14 protein-coding genes are annotated in these 15,445 nt (G+C 36.3%); 10 read left to right on the top strand and 4 right to left on the bottom strand.

From position 1 onward, the window contains the following. Positions 1–4: 4 nt before the first annotated feature. Complete coding sequence (locus tag RBB48_RS23380) at positions 5–229, bottom strand: hypothetical protein (protein ID WP_048542097.1); 225 nt, start codon at positions 227–229, stop codon at positions 5–7. A 124-nt stretch (positions 230–353) separates the two neighbouring features. Here RBB48_RS23380 and RBB48_RS23375 point away from each other — a divergent pair, with 124 nt between their 5' ends. The 4 genes from RBB48_RS23375 to RBB48_RS23360 all read left to right on the top strand — a co-directional run bounded on the left by RBB48_RS23375 (position 354) and on the right by RBB48_RS23360 (position 3,680). Beyond that, entirely contained in the window at positions 354–635 is a 282-nt protein-coding gene (locus RBB48_RS23375) for a gamma-type small acid-soluble spore protein (RefSeq protein ID WP_000039039.1), read from the top strand. 188 nt (positions 636–823) lie between these two features. Further along, the gene (locus RBB48_RS23370; RefSeq protein ID WP_000997582.1) at positions 824–1,084 is read left to right on the top strand and encodes a YgaB family protein; all 261 of its coding nucleotides are present in this window, start codon (positions 824–826) and stop codon (positions 1,082–1,084) included. A 250-nt stretch (positions 1,085–1,334) separates the two neighbouring features. Further along, the gene (gene ntdP / locus RBB48_RS23365; protein ID WP_000506626.1) at positions 1,335–1,865 is read left to right on the top strand and encodes a nucleoside tri-diphosphate phosphatase; all 531 of its coding nucleotides are present in this window, start codon (positions 1,335–1,337) and stop codon (positions 1,863–1,865) included. Between the two features lie 54 nt (positions 1,866–1,919). Beyond that, on the top strand, positions 1,920–3,680 hold the full coding sequence (locus RBB48_RS23360) for an ABC transporter ATP-binding protein (protein ID WP_097889310.1): 1,761 nt from the start codon (positions 1,920–1,922) through the stop codon (positions 3,678–3,680). A 15-nt stretch (positions 3,681–3,695) separates the two neighbouring features. Here the strand turns inward: RBB48_RS23360 and RBB48_RS23355 are convergent, their stop codons facing one another. From RBB48_RS23355 to hemL, 3 genes are all read right to left on the bottom strand, one after another. Beyond that, positions 3,696–4,784 (bottom strand): aromatic acid exporter family protein, encoded by a 1,089-nt coding sequence (locus tag RBB48_RS23355; RefSeq protein WP_306008157.1) that lies wholly within the window; start codon positions 4,782–4,784, stop codon positions 3,696–3,698. Between the two features lie 259 nt (positions 4,785–5,043). After that, on the bottom strand, positions 5,044–9,480 hold the full coding sequence (locus RBB48_RS23350) for a glutamate synthase-related protein (protein WP_306008156.1): 4,437 nt from the start codon (positions 9,478–9,480) through the stop codon (positions 5,044–5,046). 200 nt (positions 9,481–9,680) lie between these two features. Beyond that, positions 9,681–10,979, bottom strand: coding sequence for a glutamate-1-semialdehyde-2,1-aminomutase (gene hemL, locus RBB48_RS23345; RefSeq protein ID WP_000673249.1), 1,299 nt, complete (start codon positions 10,977–10,979; stop codon positions 9,681–9,683). 128 nt (positions 10,980–11,107) lie between these two features. Here hemL and RBB48_RS23340 point away from each other — a divergent pair, with 128 nt between their 5' ends. The 6 genes from RBB48_RS23340 (at position 11,108) to perR (ending at position 15,399) form a co-directional block, all read left to right on the top strand. Further along, a complete protein-coding gene (locus RBB48_RS23340) occupies positions 11,108–12,121 on the top strand; it encodes an ABC transporter ATP-binding protein (RefSeq protein WP_000843640.1) in 1,014 nt (337 codons plus the stop codon). Then, positions 12,114–12,905, top strand: coding sequence for an ABC transporter permease (locus tag RBB48_RS23335; RefSeq protein WP_000521517.1), 792 nt, complete (start codon positions 12,114–12,116; stop codon positions 12,903–12,905). The genes RBB48_RS23340 and RBB48_RS23335 overlap by 8 nt, the downstream gene beginning before the upstream one ends. A 4-nt stretch (positions 12,906–12,909) precedes the next feature. Next, positions 12,910–13,695 carry an ABC transporter permease gene (locus RBB48_RS23330; protein WP_000639385.1) on the top strand — a complete coding sequence of 262 codons (786 nt, stop codon included), beginning with the start codon at positions 12,910–12,912 and terminating at the stop codon, positions 13,693–13,695. 72 nt (positions 13,696–13,767) lie between these two features. Continuing rightward, positions 13,768–14,172 (top strand): potassium channel family protein, encoded by a 405-nt coding sequence (locus tag RBB48_RS23325; RefSeq protein ID WP_000964347.1) that lies wholly within the window; start codon positions 13,768–13,770, stop codon positions 14,170–14,172. A gap of 44 nt (positions 14,173–14,216) precedes the next feature. Beyond that, entirely contained in the window at positions 14,217–14,672 is a 456-nt protein-coding gene (bcp, locus tag RBB48_RS23320; RefSeq protein WP_097889312.1) for a thioredoxin-dependent thiol peroxidase, read from the top strand. Between the two features lie 298 nt (positions 14,673–14,970). Continuing rightward, positions 14,971–15,399 carry a peroxide-responsive transcriptional repressor PerR gene (perR, locus tag RBB48_RS23315; protein ID WP_306008155.1) on the top strand — a complete coding sequence of 143 codons (429 nt, stop codon included), beginning with the start codon at positions 14,971–14,973 and terminating at the stop codon, positions 15,397–15,399. The last annotated feature ends 46 nt before the right edge of the window (positions 15,400–15,445 follow it).

The following is a 15,445-nucleotide window of genomic DNA, read 5'->3' as shown; positions in this document are numbered from 1 at the left end:
TTTTTTAATCGTAAGAAATTTTTGTCCCATGAGTCCAATTAGCTTCACCTTGTTGTAAGCCACCTCTTGATTCAATTTCTACTACAATTTCTTTATAGATACTTTGACCTTCTGCATTTAAATACGGCAAAATCTGTTGTAATGAGTGATGAAAATAAGCTAATTCATCTTCTTTCCACTCATTTTTTGAAACCATCGTTAGTTCAGTCATATCGCGTCCTATATACATATTTCCACCTCCATTTCCTATAGTTTGAATGAGTGATAAGAGATATATACGGAGATTAAAAAAAGAAAATCACGGATAACTTCTAAGTGAATTGGTTACATTATTGGTTGTGGAGGTGAGAAAGATGAGTAAAAAACAACAAGGTTATAACAAGGCAACTTCTGGTGCTAGCATTCAAAGTACAAATGCTAGTTATGGTACAGAGTTCGCGACTGAAACAAATGTACAAGCAGTAAAACAAGCAAATGCACAATCAGAAGCAAAGAAAGCACAAGCTTCTGGTGCACAAAGTGCAAACGCTAGTTATGGTACAGAATTCGCAACTGAAACAGATGTGCATGCTGTGAAAAAACAAAATGCACAATCAGCTGCAAAACAATCACAATCTTCTAGTTCAAATCAGTAATGAAAGAAAAACACTTCTCTAATTCGGGAGAAGTGTTTTCTTTGTGCCTGGGTCATAGTAATGAAAATAAAGTGAACGACATAACTTCTAATAAGTCAACAAATGTAGTCAAAGGAGAAGGAAGTTAAAGATGAGAAATATGTAATGAGGAAGAATAACTGATAAATAAGTCCAAAAGGGGGTAAGTAATGAACGACTTTGATAAGTTGGTAGGAGAGCAATTGGAAACGATGGATGAGTTGTTAAAGTTACAAGCTCATCTAGAGAAGTATCAGCAAATTGAAATGAGCGAAAAGGATACGTGCGATAAAAAGGAATTACATTTTATCCGCCAAGAAATATATAGAACAGAATTAGCGTTAAAACTGTTACATGAGAAATTTGAAGAGCAAACAAATAGTGTGATTCAATCTTTTGAGACTGAAAAAATGATTTCGAATTTAGGGTAAGGCATGTTGCTACCTTCCGGTGAAAGGTCCTTCTTTAGATAGAAATAAGGAAGGGCTTTTTCTATTTCTATTTCCTCGTTTGTAAATCATTCAGCGAAGACCCCGTCTCCTAAGAAGATTAGGGATATAGTATTCAGTGTGAAAAATAGAGTCTTGTCGCTTTAGTTTTAAAATTTCGACAAAAAAGTTATAATAGAAAAAAAGTGAATGCAGCTCAAAGGGCATTTGCAGTTGAAAGAAGGGAGCATATATGGGATTTCCCAAAGAAGGAGAAAAAGTACAAATACATAGTTATAAACATAATGGCTCCATTCATAGAATGTGGGAAGAGACAACAATTTTAAAAGGGACACAGAGCCTTGTGATCGGAGCAAATGATCGTACAGTAGTGACAGAATCAGATGGCCGAACATGGATTACTCGTGAACCAGCAATTTGTTATTTTCATGCAAATTATTGGTTTAATGTGATTGGGATGCTAAGGGAAGAGGGAGTATATTATTATTGTAATTTAGGCTCACCTTTTGCATATGATTCTGAAGCATTAAAGTACATTGATTATGATTTAGATATTAAAGTATATCCAGATATGACATATACGCTTTTAGATGAAGATGAGTATGAAAAGCATAGTCAAATTATGCAGTATCCACCTGTTATTGATACTATTTTAAAACGAAATGTAGCACAATTAACACAATGGATTCATCAAAGAAAAGGGCCATTCGCGCCAGATTTCGTAGATATGTGGTATGAAAGATATTTAATGTACAGAAATTAAAACAAACCTGCAGGGGATTTCCCGGCAGGTTTGTCCTATTAGAGGGGGGATTATGTGCAAGGTATAAAAAGATATTTGCAATTTGTTAAACCGTATCGATGGCTTATTGCTATTACGATTATGATTGGTCTAGTTAAATTCGGCATCCCGCTTATTATGCCGTGGTTATTAAAATATATTATCGATGATGTAATTCAAGGGGGAGGGTCACTTCAAGATAAAACATCCCAATTAGTAACAGCCGTTGGGATTGCTTTTTTTATTTTTGCAGTAGTAAGACCGCCAATTGAATATTATCGTCAATATTTCGCGCAGCGTATCGCAAATACAATACTATATGATTTACGAAAACATATTTTTGGTCATTTACAAAAGTTGAGTTTACGCTATTATTCGAATACAAAAACAGGAGAGCTTATTTCACGTGTAATCCATGATGTAGAACAAACGAAGGATTTTGTAATTACTGGTTTGATGAATGTTTGGCTAGATACTGCAACAATTGCAATTGCTATTATTGTTATGTTTTCTATGAATATAAAATTAACATTTGTTGCGTTATTAATTTTACCTATTTATGTAGTGGCAGTGAAATATTTTTTCGGGCGTCTTCGAAAATTAACGAAAGAGCGTTCGCAAGCGTTAGCAACGATGCAAGGGTATTTACATGAACGTATTCAAGGGATGCAAGTGACACGTAGCTTTGCATTAGAAGAGTATGAGGGTAAGCAGTTTGAAAAAAGAAATAATGAATTTTTGACGAAAGCATTAACGCATACGAGTTGGACTGCAAGGACATTTTCAGCAGTGAATACGTTAACCGATTTAGGCCCGTTACTGGTAATCGGTTTTGCAGCATATGAAGTAATTCAGGGGCAGTTAACATTAGGGACTATGGTTGCCTTTGTTGGATATATGGATAGTTTGTATAGTCCGCTTCGCCGCCTTGTCAATTCCTCTACAACATTAACACAGTCTTTCGCATCGATGGATCGAGTGTTTGAATTGTTAGATGAAAAATACGATATTGTCAATGTGCCAAGTGCGGTACAAACGACAAAATTAAATGGTGAAGTGATATTTGATAATGTATCTTTTCGTTACAATTCGGATGAAAAAGAGATATTACATAACCTTTCGTTAACTATGTTGCCAGGAGAGAAGGTAGCACTTGTAGGAGCAAGTGGGGGAGGGAAGTCATCTCTTGCTAGCTTAATCCCACGTTTCTATGATGTTTCTTCAGGTGCAGTTTATGTAGATGGGATAGATGTTAGAAAGTATGATATGAGAAATTTACGTAGTCATATTGGAATTGTACTGCAAGATAATTTGTTATTTAGTGATACAATCGGGGCAAATATTTTATATGGAAACCCGAAAGCTACAGAGGAAGAAGTGATTGCAGCTGCTAAAGCTGCGCAAATCCATGATTTTATTATAGAGTTACCTGATGGCTATGATACTGTCGTTGGGGAACGCGGTGTGAAGTTATCTGGTGGGCAAAGGCAACGTGTAGCGATTGCAAGAGTGTTTCTAAAGAATCCATCGTTACTTATATTAGATGAGGCGACTTCCGCTTTAGATTTAGAAAATGAACGGTATATTCAGCAGGCGCTTCAGACGCTAGCTGCTGATCGGACGACGATCGTAATCGCACATCGATTGGCGACGATTACACATGTGGATACGATTATTTACATTGAAGATGGTGAAATTAAAGAAACAGGTTCTCATGAAGAGTTAATGAAAAAAAGAGGGTTTTATTACAATTTATATCAACTTCAACATATAACAGAAACAGCTCCTTTAGCGTAAAAGGAGCTGTTTTCTTTATTCGTCTTCTTTTTTATCTTCGATTTGGAGTTCTGCTTCTGGTTTATGGTATGTGTAGAAGCTATCCACAAGTAAATCTAAATGCTCTACTTCTTCGCTATAGTTAATAATGGCAGAAATAAGAGGGAAGAGGTGTAGCCATGTTTTATACGCTTCCTCATCGTCCTTGTTTTGATAATCCATAAAGATATCAATTAATTCTTGTTTACCTGTTTCAACTTCATCAAGCATTTCAACGGATTGTTGTTTTTTTGCTTTACCAATAAATTTTAATAAAACTTGTTCATGGTAATGGGTTAATGAGTCAAGTTCGTTTTGGATAGATTCCTGAAATTCTTCTGGCATATAGCGCAGTTCATTTTCAGTACGATGTAATGATTTTAACGTACTTAAAGCACGGCTTGTCGCCGCTAACATTTGTCTGAATAAAACGAGCTTACGAATTTTTGCGAACTTTACTTTTTTCGTGTAGCTTCTTTCTTCTTTATACAGCAAATAGTAATGGTTTAGTTTAATCATCTTTTCTTTCATACGATCAATATCAGTTTTTAGCGTTGTAAAATCAGAAGCTTGCCTGCTATTCATTCGAATCCATTTTACAATTTCTTCTGTATTATCAACGATACGATGATATAGTTTTGTTTCGTATTTTGGCGGCATAAACACTAAATTTACAAGTGAAGCCGCAATAATTCCAATCATAATCGTCGCAAAGCGAAGTAAGGCAAAACTAAAGAAATCGTCGCCCTGATACTCCATAATGGCGATAACTGTTACTAAAGCAATTGATATTGTGTTTTCTAATCGTAATTGTAACGTAAGCGCAATTACTAATATACATGTTAATCCAATAATAAAAGGATTATGTCCAAAAGCAGTAGCAAATACGATAGCGAATACGGCACCAATGACGTTTGCTTGAATTTGCTCAAGAGCTGTTAAATACGAGCGGTATACAGACGGTTGAACAGCGAATATAGCTGAGATTCCCGCGAATACTGGACTCGGTAATTGAAGTAAAATACAAGCAAATAAAGCTAATGTGATGGCAATACCCGTTTTTAAAATGCGAGCACCAAGTTTCATACCCTTAATAAGATCCTTTCTCTTGTCATAATGAATGTACAACATGATACTATACATTCATTACAATATGTTAGCAAGTGATATTTTAGTGACGTTAATAAGAAATTAAGATTCATTTTATACTTTTTCCTAATTCTTTTTAAACATCAATTTTTAGTGAAAAAACCTGCTGAATTTCAGCAGGTTTCAAATTGTTACTATAGATTACTATGAGAAGTGTACTTCGTCAATTTTTTCTTGAAAATGGAAAGTTGGTATATCACTCTGTTGAGATAGATGGATCAGCCTGCTCTTTTTTCGGGATAATTTCAAAAAACTGTTGCTGCATATCATCGAGTAACGGTGTTAATAAAGCAACTTCCTCGTATTGCTCATGTTCATTTAATACACGAATGTAATCTAACAATAACTCAGTCACATCTTGCACGCCGTTTTTACTAATTGGTTGTAATGTAACATTTGCCCCTTTTGCGATTCTTCTTTTTAAGGCGTGTTCTGTTAAACCCGAGCTTGAATCATGACGTAAATAAACAACACCACCAGTCATACCAGCACAAATCCATGGACCAGGATCCCCTAAAACAAGCGCTCGCCCATTTGTCATATATTCAAAAGCGAAACCTTTAATATTAGAGTATACACCTATATTCCCTTGCTCTTTTTCACGGAGTGGCTTTGTCATTCGCCCTCCAATTATCATGTCTGCTCCAGAGAGGCGAATGCCAGCGCGAGCATCAGCGTTACCTTGAACGTATAGCGATCCTTTTTGTGCACCGTACCCAAAACCTTTTCCGACAGAACCGTTATAATATATGCCGTCTTTTCCTTTTGCTTTCGTTATATAAATACCACCACCAAAGGAGGTTTTACCAATACCATCTTGTGCACCGCCATTTACGTGTATAAATAAGTTCTCACTATTGTAAGCACCTAATCCATTTCCAGGAATAGAGCCATTCGTATACTTTAATGTAAGTGGTTCAAGCTTCGTGTCTTCATATAATTTACTACGAACGCGATAGCAAGATTCTAGACCACCCATAACGCGTTGCTCTACGCCAACGCCTACTAATTCTTTTGAATGAGGGGAATGAACTGTTTCAAATTGTTTTTCTGGTACGTATTCTGTTTTTGTAACAGATGGGTGTTCTATCGTTTGTAGTAAATTACATAAGTCTAATAAATTTTCGCCTCGAACTTGTTCTAATAAATCGGAATGTCCGACAATTTCTTGTAAATTTGTATAACCAAGATTTCCTGTTAATCGTTTTAGTTCTACGCCAAAAGTGGTGAATAAATGTAATAATCCAGCAACGGCGCTTTCTAATTCGCGCGGGACGAAGCGGCGTAATCCGTGTTCTTTCGCCTGAGCTTCAGACTCAATTTGTGTTGCAATTCCAACGTGACAAGTATCTAGATGACATCCGCGGCAAGTTGTACAGCCGATTGCAATCATGGATAATGTACCAAATCCAATACGGTTTGCCCCAAGGAGCATGATTTTCAAGGCATCATTAACACTTCGAATACCACCGTCAGCCCAAATTTCTACCTTGTGCCTCATATTTGCTTCTAATAAAGCATTGTGAGCGGCTTTCACACCAATTTCTACAGGAAGGCCTACATGTTGCAATGCGTGAATACGTGCGGCACCTGTACCACCATCAAATCCGCTAATGTTAATAAAGTCAGCACCAGCCTTTGCGATACCGACAGCAATTGTTCCAATGTTAGGGACAACAGGGACCTTTACAGCTACTTTCGCAAGTTGATTAGCCGTTTTAATTTCTGTAATCATTTGAGCTAAATCTTCAATGGAATAAATATCATGGTTGTTAGAAGGTGAAATTAAATCAGAGCCAATTGTAGCATTACGCGCTTCAGCGATTTTTGCTGTTACTTTTGAACCAGGCAAATGTCCGCCTTCACCAGGCTTTGCGCCTTGCCCAATTTTTATTTCAATTAAGTTTGATGAATTTAGTAGTTCGGCGTTTACACCAAATCGCCCAGATGCAACTTGTTGTCCACGTGTATGTGGATATTTTCCAATCATATCTTTAATTTCGCCGCCTTCACCGTTCAAGCTAATCATATTTAGCTGATCGGCCGCTTCTGCATATGCACGAAAGGCAATTTCATTTTGAGAACCGAATGACATGGAACTAATAATAAATGGTAAATCATGATTTTGAATGCTGATGGATACTTCTTCAGCCGGAACGACATGTTTTGTTTCTTTCGTTTGAACAAGATGTCTAATCGCGATTGGATTATTTTCTTCTAACTCACTTAATTTGTCACGGTAATCATCATAAGAATTTCCTTTTGCGACATCGCCGATTGCTTTCCAAATTCGCGGGAATATATGAAAAGATTTTCGCATTCTAACTTTAGGATTGTTATAATCATCCGCTCGCAATTGTGCATCTTCAGCAAGTGATTCAAGCGAAAAAGCTAAATCATTTGAACCGAAGAAATTCGTAATTTGTAATATATTTGCGATTTCCTCATGTAATCCGATAGAAGAATAGAGGCGGCCGTAACCACGTAATTCATGAATTCCAATTGTTGAAATGACTTTTTCTAGTCCTTTATTAAGAGCATTATACAAATTCGTAATTGGCGTTTTTGTTCCATCATTTACGGTTGCAAATAATAAATATGGATTCATACCATCTGCTCCTAATCCATACAGTGTGACGATATCATGTAAGGAGCGAAGGGCACCAGAACGTATAACGAGAGAGCAGTTTCGGCGTAATTTATTTTCGCTTAATACTTGATGTACTTTAGCGGTAACTAAATGCGGATCAATCCATAACTGTTCATTTAGATGAGCGTTGGCATCGTCTATTAATAGTAGGGAAGCTCCATCGTTCACGGCCTTTATCGCTTCAGAACTAATTCGATTTAAGGCGCATTGTAAAGTTTCTGTCGGACTGAATGTAGCAGAGATTGTAGCGATAGAGCTATGAGTATTGAATAGCTGTATAAGTTGTTCGTACGTAATTGTGTGTAATTCCTCTGTAATAGATTGTGCTACACTTCCTTCTAAAATAATGGGGGAAAGCATCTCAACTACAAATGTCCGTTTAGCTCCGCTTAATAAACTTGGGCGCTCTCCAAGTATTGTTCGTGTGGAGAAGTGCTCGACCTCTCGATCACGATCGATTGCTGGATTTGTAACAACGGCTACACTTTCCTTAATGAAATCAGCGATATTTCGTCTACCAGTATCGAGTGCTGCAAGTGGTGAGTCATGCCCAAGTGAGCGAATTGGCTCAACGCCTTTTGTTGCCATCTGTTCAAGAAGCTGAATATGTTCTCGGTCCCATCCGAAAGCAACGTATTGTTTCGTTTCGACTTGTATAGAATCACATAATCCTGGGATTTCTTTCGTTTCTGGGATAGATAAGTTTAAATGATAATCTTTAGTATCAAATCGCTTTTTAAAACGGTTATATACTTGAGTTTGGTAGTCATCGTATTCGTAGAGTACAAGTTCATCTTGTTCATTCCACTTTAGACCGACTTTTTCTCCAGGAGCGAGTGGTTTTGGTTCTGCTACATATTCAGTTGGTGATACAACTCCAGGTTCAGAAGAGAAAACATAAGAACTCGCTGTCTCTACTTTCCATACTGGTCGTAGTCCAAGGGAATCAACGCTGAAAACAGCCTCATCTTTATAACGTGAAATAATACCAGCTGGACCTTGCGCAAAATGGCCCCAAGCTTCACGTATATACGTATATAAATCTTGTAAATGCGGTTCATAAAGTTTCATTTCATTAATAATTGGTGGGAATAGTATATCCATTGCTTCAAATAAACTGTAGTCGTATTGAACAAGTAGAGTTTCTAAGGTGCGGTTTAAATCTTGGGAGTCACTGCCCCCAGCAGTAAGTGGAACATGAATCATGTCAGCTTGATCACGTAATTTTGCAATTGTGTTAATTTCACCATTATGTCCGAGAATGCTAAATGGTTGTACACGAAAAAAATTAGATAATGTATTAGTAGAATAGCGGTTATGTCCTAGTGTCATAGTTGAAGCGATAAGTGGATGTTGTAAATCATTGTAATAGGCAACAAGTGTATCCCCAGCGCCTAGAACTTTATATACAACATGGTCACGACTTAATGAAGCAACATGAATCGCTTCGTTTTCCTCTATTTTTATCGTTACTGAAAATAATGTTTGCTCAATATTTTCAACTTTATTTTCTGCGATAAGAGCAACTTGCCAAAATAAAGGTTCTTCCTGTTTACCAAGTGGACCGAGTGCATCGGAATTTATTACATCATCACTTTCAAAAATAATAGTAAAACTTTCGTTATTTAATTGCGTACGAATATGATTTTTTAAATTAACGATATTTGCGTTTTTGTTTAGAAAAAAATGTCCAACGATAAAGTGGGGATGATCCACAATCGTTGGATTGTATCCGTTATTTTTCAGCTTTTCATTCCAAAGTGCTTTTGGGACATCAATGTGAATTCCGATACCATCTCCTTCACCATTAATGAAACCAGCTCGATGATTCATTTTGACAAGTGATTGTATGCAAAGATCAATGTTTTCTTTCGTGGCAACTTTTCGTTTCTCCATAACGGAAACGATTCCACACGCATCATGTTCTGCATTTTTATAATCTCGAAATAAAGACGGTGTCCATGTATTTGTTTTATTGAGCATCCGTCAATCCCCCCTTTTATTGAAGTTTGAATAATCTTACTATTCAAGGCGTGAGCAGCCTTATATACAAGGATAGTAAGGATATAAAAGAAAAATAAAACAGATAATTATGAATAATTATACTATTAATAAGGGATTTATGAAATAGAAAAAAGGAAAAAAGAAAGATGTGCTTTCTTTTTTCCTTTTTAATGAAGGGATTATTTATTATCCGCTAAAGCAGCGAATGCTCTGCCTACAGCTTCAATTGTATATTCGATATCTTCTTTTGTATGTTCTGTCGTTAAGAACCATGCCTCGTATTTAGAAGGTGCTAAGTTAACTCCTTCTTGAAGCATAAGCTTGAAGAATTTACCGAACATTTCACCGTCTGTATCTTGTGCTGCATCGTAATCTTCAATTGTATTTGTTGTGAAGTATACAGTTAAAGCACCTTTTAGTCGGTTTAATGTAATATCGATATTATGTTTTGCAGCTTGCTCTAAAATTCCCTTTTCAAGCATCGCACCAAGTTCATCTAATTTCTCATAAAGACCTTCTTGTTGAAGAACTTCTAGACAAGCGATACCGGATGCCATAGAAGCAGGATTTCCTGCCATTGTACCAGCTTGATATGCAGGTCCGAGCGGGGCAACTTGTTCCATAATTTCTTTCTTACCACCATAAGCACCGATCGGAAGTCCGCCGCCAATAACTTTACCAAGCGCTGTTAAGTCTGGTGTTACGCCAAGTAAGTCTTGAGCACCACCGTACATGAAGCGGAAAGCAGTAATAACTTCATCATAAATTACTAGTGCACCAGCTTCGTGAACAAGTTCATTCACTTTCTCAAGGAAGCCAGGTTTTGGCTCTACAATACCGAAGTTTCCAACAATCGGTTCTACAAGGATAGCTGCTACTTCATGTCCCCATTTATCTAATGCTTCTTTTAAAGTTTCTACATTATTAAATGGAACGGTAATAACTTCTTGAGCGATACTTTGTGGTACACCGGCTGAGTCAGGAGTTCCTAGCGTAGAAGGGCCAGATCCAGCTGCTACAAGTACTAAATCAGAATGACCGTGGTAACAACCAGCAAATTTCATAATTTTTGTGCGGCCTGTGTAAGCACGAGCGACACGAATTGTTGTCATTACTGATTCAGTACCAGAGTTTACGAAGCGGACTTTATCTAATGCAGGCATTGCTTCTTTTAACATTTTTGCAAATTTTACTTCTAGTGCTGTTGGTGTTCCGTAAAGTACACCATTTTCAGCAGCTGTTGTAATTGCTTTTGTAATGTGCGGGTGAGCATGTCCAGTAATAATAGGACCGTATGCTGCTAAATAATCGATATATTTATTTCCGTCTACATCCCAGAAATAAGCACCTTTTCCACGTTCCATAGCAACAGGAGCGCCGCCGCCAACTGCTTTAAAAGAACGAGAAGGACTATTAACGCCACCAACGATATGTTCTAAAGCTTCTTTATGTAATGCTTCTGATTTTGTGAATTTCACTACAATTCATCTCCTTACAAAAATCTATGTATTATTCTAACATGTTTTTCGAAAAGACGTATTGTTTGTGATAGAGAAGGCAGTTGGGTAAACTATTCGTTGTGACATTTAGGAAGGGGGGTCCGATTATGAAATCGGTAATTGAGGTACAAGGGTTACGTAAAGAGTTTACAGCCTATTCAAGTCGTCCGGGATTAAAGGGTGCTTTTCGCGATTTATTAAATCGTAATTATAAAATAGTACCAGCAGTAAATGATGTATCTTTTAATGTGAAACAAGGTGAAATGGTTGGATATATCGGTGAGAACGGTGCTGGTAAATCAACAACTATTAAAATGCTTACGGGGATTTTGACTCCGACATCAGGAGAAATTTTAGTAAATGGGATGAACCCGCATAAGCAGAGAGAAGAATTCGTAAGAACAATTGGTGTTGTTTTCGGTCAACGCTCACAACTTTGGTGGGATATTGCTGTACAAGAATCTTTTCGTTTATTAAAAAAAGTGTACGGTGTATCAGACGCTCAGTATAAAGAGCATATGGAACACGTGATTGAAACGTTAGATATTGGTCCTTTATTAGATAAGCCAGTTCGAAAGTTATCTCTAGGTCAAAGAATGCGTTGTGAATTAGCGGCAGCATTAATTCATAATCCACCGTTATTATTTTTAGATGAACCAACAATTGGGTTGGATGTTCTTGTGAAATTAAAAATACGTGAATTTTTAAAAGAAATGAATGAACGTTATAAAACAACAATCTTATTAACAACCCATGATATTACTGATATTGAAGCTTTATGTGAGCGCGTTATCATGCTGGATGAAGGAAATATTATGTATGACGGTTCTTTAAATAATCTTCGTACACAGTGGGGAGCAGAGAAGGAAATCCATTTTCAATTTATTGCACCAGTTTCCTATCAGGCTTTATCAATGGTTATGCCAGATAGTCATGTCGTTTGGTCGAAAGCGAAAGAGGAAAACGCGTGGGTTGCAAAAATACCGAATGAAGAAGTTATCATTTCAATGCTTATTTCTAAAGTAGTACAAGCCTTTCAAATTAAAGATTTAAAAATTAACGAAGTATCTACAGAGGAAATTATTCGTAACATTTATGAAGAAGGTATTAAACATGGGTAAGTACATTGAAATGATTCGGATTCGCTTTTTAATGATGCTTGCGTATCGTACAAACTATTATAGTGGGATTTTAATTTATACAATTAATATCGGTGCGTATTATTTTTTATGGCAAGCAATTTATAGTGGAAAAGAGAATATTGAAAGTTTATCTATTTCGCAAATGACTACTTATATCGCAATTGCGTGGATGGCACGTGCTTTTTATTTTAATAATATAGACAGGGAAATTGCGATGGAGATTCAAGAAGGACGTGTAGCAGTAGAACTCATTCGTCCATATAACTATTTAGGCATGAAAGTGATGCAAGGTCTTGGTGAAGGAATATTTCGTTTTGCTTTCTTTTCAATTCCAGGTATGGTTATCGTTACCTTATTATTTTCATTGCAAATTACAACGAATTTTCAAACGTGGTTATATTTCTTCTTATCTTTAATATTTAGTTTTATTATTAATACACAAATTAATTTAATGACGGGAATGCTCACGTTCTTCCTATTTAATAATAGTGGAATTATGTATGCGAAACGTGTCGTTATTGATTTATTTTCAGGTCTATTATTACCAATTAGTTTTTATCCGTTATGGGCCCAAAAGGCAATGATGTTTTTACCGTTTCAGGCGATTAGTTATATTCCGAGTATGATTTTTTCAGAAGGTATACAAGGAAGTAAATTGTATGAGGCATTATTATTCCAAGTAATTTGGGCAATTGTACTTATTATTCCAATTGTACTCATGTGGAGAACGGCGAGAAAACGTCTAATTGTACAAGGGGGATGATGAGATGATATATATAAACCTATTTTTGCAATATGCAAGCCAATATATAAAAACAAAATTGGAGTATCGGGGCGATTTTATCGTTGGATTACTTTCTGATTTAGCACTACAGGCTGTTAATTTAATCTTTATTCTCGTTGTGTTTGGGCATACACAAGCATTAAAGGGCTGGAGTAGAGAAGAAGTAATCTTTATTTATGGTTTCTTTTTAGTGCCGTTTGCCATTTTCTCAGCTTTCTTTAACATATGGGACTTTAATGATCGTTACATTATTAAAGGAGAAATGGATCGTATATTAACGAGACCGATTCATAGTTTATTTCAAATTATATTAGAAAGAATGGAACTGGAATCTTTAATTGGAGCGATTACAGGAATAATTGTAATGGGATATGCAGCAGTGGAGCTGCAATTATCTTTTTACTGGTACGATTTCTTCTTATTCTTACTGATGGTAGGAGGAGGAGCACTTGTATACGGAGGGATATTTGTTACGCTTGCGAGCCTTGGTTTTTGGTCGGATGCGAAAAGTTCAATTATGCCGCTAATGTATAACATAGGTAACTATGGTCGCTATCCTGTTAACATTTATAACCGTGTGATTCGCTTCATTTTAACGTTTGTTTTACCATTTGCGTTTGTCGGAGTGTATCCAGCAGCATACTTTTTAAGAAAAACAGAGTGGAATAGCTATGCATTTGCAACACCATTCGTTGGTGTTATCTGTTTTACGATTGCAATTACTCTTTGGAATCAAGGGGTAAAAAGGTACCGTGGTGCTGGGAATTAATTATAGAAGCTTGTTTGTTTCTAAGGGATAAATCCAATGGCCGTCTCATACATATAAAATGAGGTGGAGGACATGTTATGGGGATTTATTCTATTAATTGCAGCAATTGCTATTTTGAGAAGTGTCCAATTGTTATGGAGTTCATATTCAGATTCTAGGCGTTTCTTTTCGCTTTATAATTTAGCCTCCTTATTTTTAATTTATACAACGGTATTGATTGCGTTTGGGTTAAGTTATGTTGTATTAGAAGAAATGGGTTTTGCAGTTTTGAAAGAAGATGGAGAAAGCTTGCATGCCCAATCTTTTCAACTTGTAGAAATTTGCTTATATTTTAGCGCGGTTACTTTATTGTCCGTTGGGTACGGTGATATAGCTCCGATTGGAATAGGGAGATGGATTGCGATTGCAGAAGCGCTAATTGGATATACATTACCGTTTGCTTTTGTAATGAGGTCTGTAATAGACAATGAAAAATAAGATAGCATTTGATATAGTAAAAGAAAAGAGTAGGAGTGATAACAATGATCACAGTAGGAGAAATGGCTCCAGAATTTACATTAGAGGGAAGTAACGGGGAACAAGTTCGCTTAGCTGATTTTCGTGGTAAAAACGTAGTGCTATATTTTTATCCGAAAGATATGACTCCAGGGTGTACAACTGAAGCATGTGATTTTCGCGATGCGTATGGATTATTTCAAGAGAAAGATACAGTTATTCTTGGTGTAAGTCCTGATTCAGCGAACAGACATCTGAAATTCATTGAGAAGCATGAGCTTCCATTTGTACTTTTAGTAGATGAAGATCATAAGGTAGCGGAATTATACGATGTTTGGAAATTGAAAAAGAACTTTGGAAAAGAGTATATGGGAATCGAGCGTTCTACATTCCTTATTAATAAAGACGGTGAGCTTGTAAAAGAGTGGCGTAAAGTGAAAGTGAAGGGACATACTGACGAGGTTCTTTCTTATATAAAGTAAATTCATTGTGGAGATAAAATATATAGAAGTAAGGCGAGTGTCTATACATATTTTATCGTCTTACATAAAGTGAAGTGTAGGGCATACCTCCTCAGATGATAGTATTCCAAGTGCGATTATGTCGCACTTTTTTTCTATGTAAATGTATAGAAAATGGGGAAGGATATATAAGAATAAGGCTATATACAAAAATAAACCACATACTTATAGTAGAAATATTGACGATTTATAAGAAAAGGAGTACACTCTTTATAAGAATTATAAAATAATAATCCGTATAGAATCGGGGTGCATGACGGTGGTCAAAGAAGAATTAAAAGAAGCGCTAGAAATGCTGAAAAATACGGGTGTACGCATTACTCCACAGCGTCATGCTATTTTAGAGTACCTTGTGGAATCTATGACGCACCCAACAGCGGATGACATTTATAAAGCATTAGAAGGTAAGTTTCCAAATATGAGTGTTGCAACTGTCTATAATAACTTACGTGTATTTAAAGAGGTTGGACTTGTAAAGGAATTAACTTATGGAGACGCTTCAAGTAGATTTGATTATGTTACAAGTCAACATTATCATGTGATTTGCGAAAAATGTGGTAAGATTGTTGATTTTCCTTATGGAGGTTTGGAACAGTTTGAAGAGGAAGCTGCGAAAACGACAGGCTTCGTTATTAATAGTCATCGCTTAGAAATTTATGGCGTTTGTCCAGAGTGTCATAAGGCGTAATATATAATAAAGAAAGAGGGAGACGTAAACGTCTCCCTCTTTCTTT

It is taken from the genome of Bacillus sp. MMSF_3353, from assembly GCF_030733445.1.
Lineage (GTDB): Bacteria > Bacillota > Bacilli > Bacillales > Bacillaceae_G > Bacillus_A > Bacillus_A wiedmannii.
Note: the sequence above shows the minus strand (reverse complement) of the source record. Positions and strands in the feature narration are given on the sequence as shown.

Coding starts and splice junctions, on each gene's coding strand:
- RBB48_RS23380 (WP_048542097.1), bottom strand. CDS start 229: ATGTATATAGGACGCGATATGACTGAACTAACGATGGTTTCAAAAAAT.
- RBB48_RS23375 (WP_000039039.1), top strand. CDS start 354: ATGAGTAAAAAACAACAAGGTTATAACAAGGCAACTTCTGGTGCTAGC.
- RBB48_RS23370 (WP_000997582.1), top strand. CDS start 824: ATGAACGACTTTGATAAGTTGGTAGGAGAGCAATTGGAAACGATGGAT.
- ntdP (WP_000506626.1), top strand. CDS start 1,335: ATGGGATTTCCCAAAGAAGGAGAAAAAGTACAAATACATAGTTATAAA.
- RBB48_RS23355 (WP_306008157.1), bottom strand. CDS start 4,784: ATGAAACTTGGTGCTCGCATTTTAAAAACGGGTATTGCCATCACATTA.
- RBB48_RS23350 (WP_306008156.1), bottom strand. CDS start 9,480: ATGCTCAATAAAACAAATACATGGACACCGTCTTTATTTCGAGATTAT.
- RBB48_RS23340 (WP_000843640.1), top strand. CDS start 11,108: ATGAAATCGGTAATTGAGGTACAAGGGTTACGTAAAGAGTTTACAGCC.
- RBB48_RS23335 (WP_000521517.1), top strand. CDS start 12,114: ATGGGTAAGTACATTGAAATGATTCGGATTCGCTTTTTAATGATGCTT.
- RBB48_RS23330 (WP_000639385.1), top strand. CDS start 12,910: ATGATATATATAAACCTATTTTTGCAATATGCAAGCCAATATATAAAA.
- RBB48_RS23325 (WP_000964347.1), top strand. CDS start 13,768: ATGTTATGGGGATTTATTCTATTAATTGCAGCAATTGCTATTTTGAGA.
- bcp (WP_097889312.1), top strand. CDS start 14,217: ATGATCACAGTAGGAGAAATGGCTCCAGAATTTACATTAGAGGGAAGT.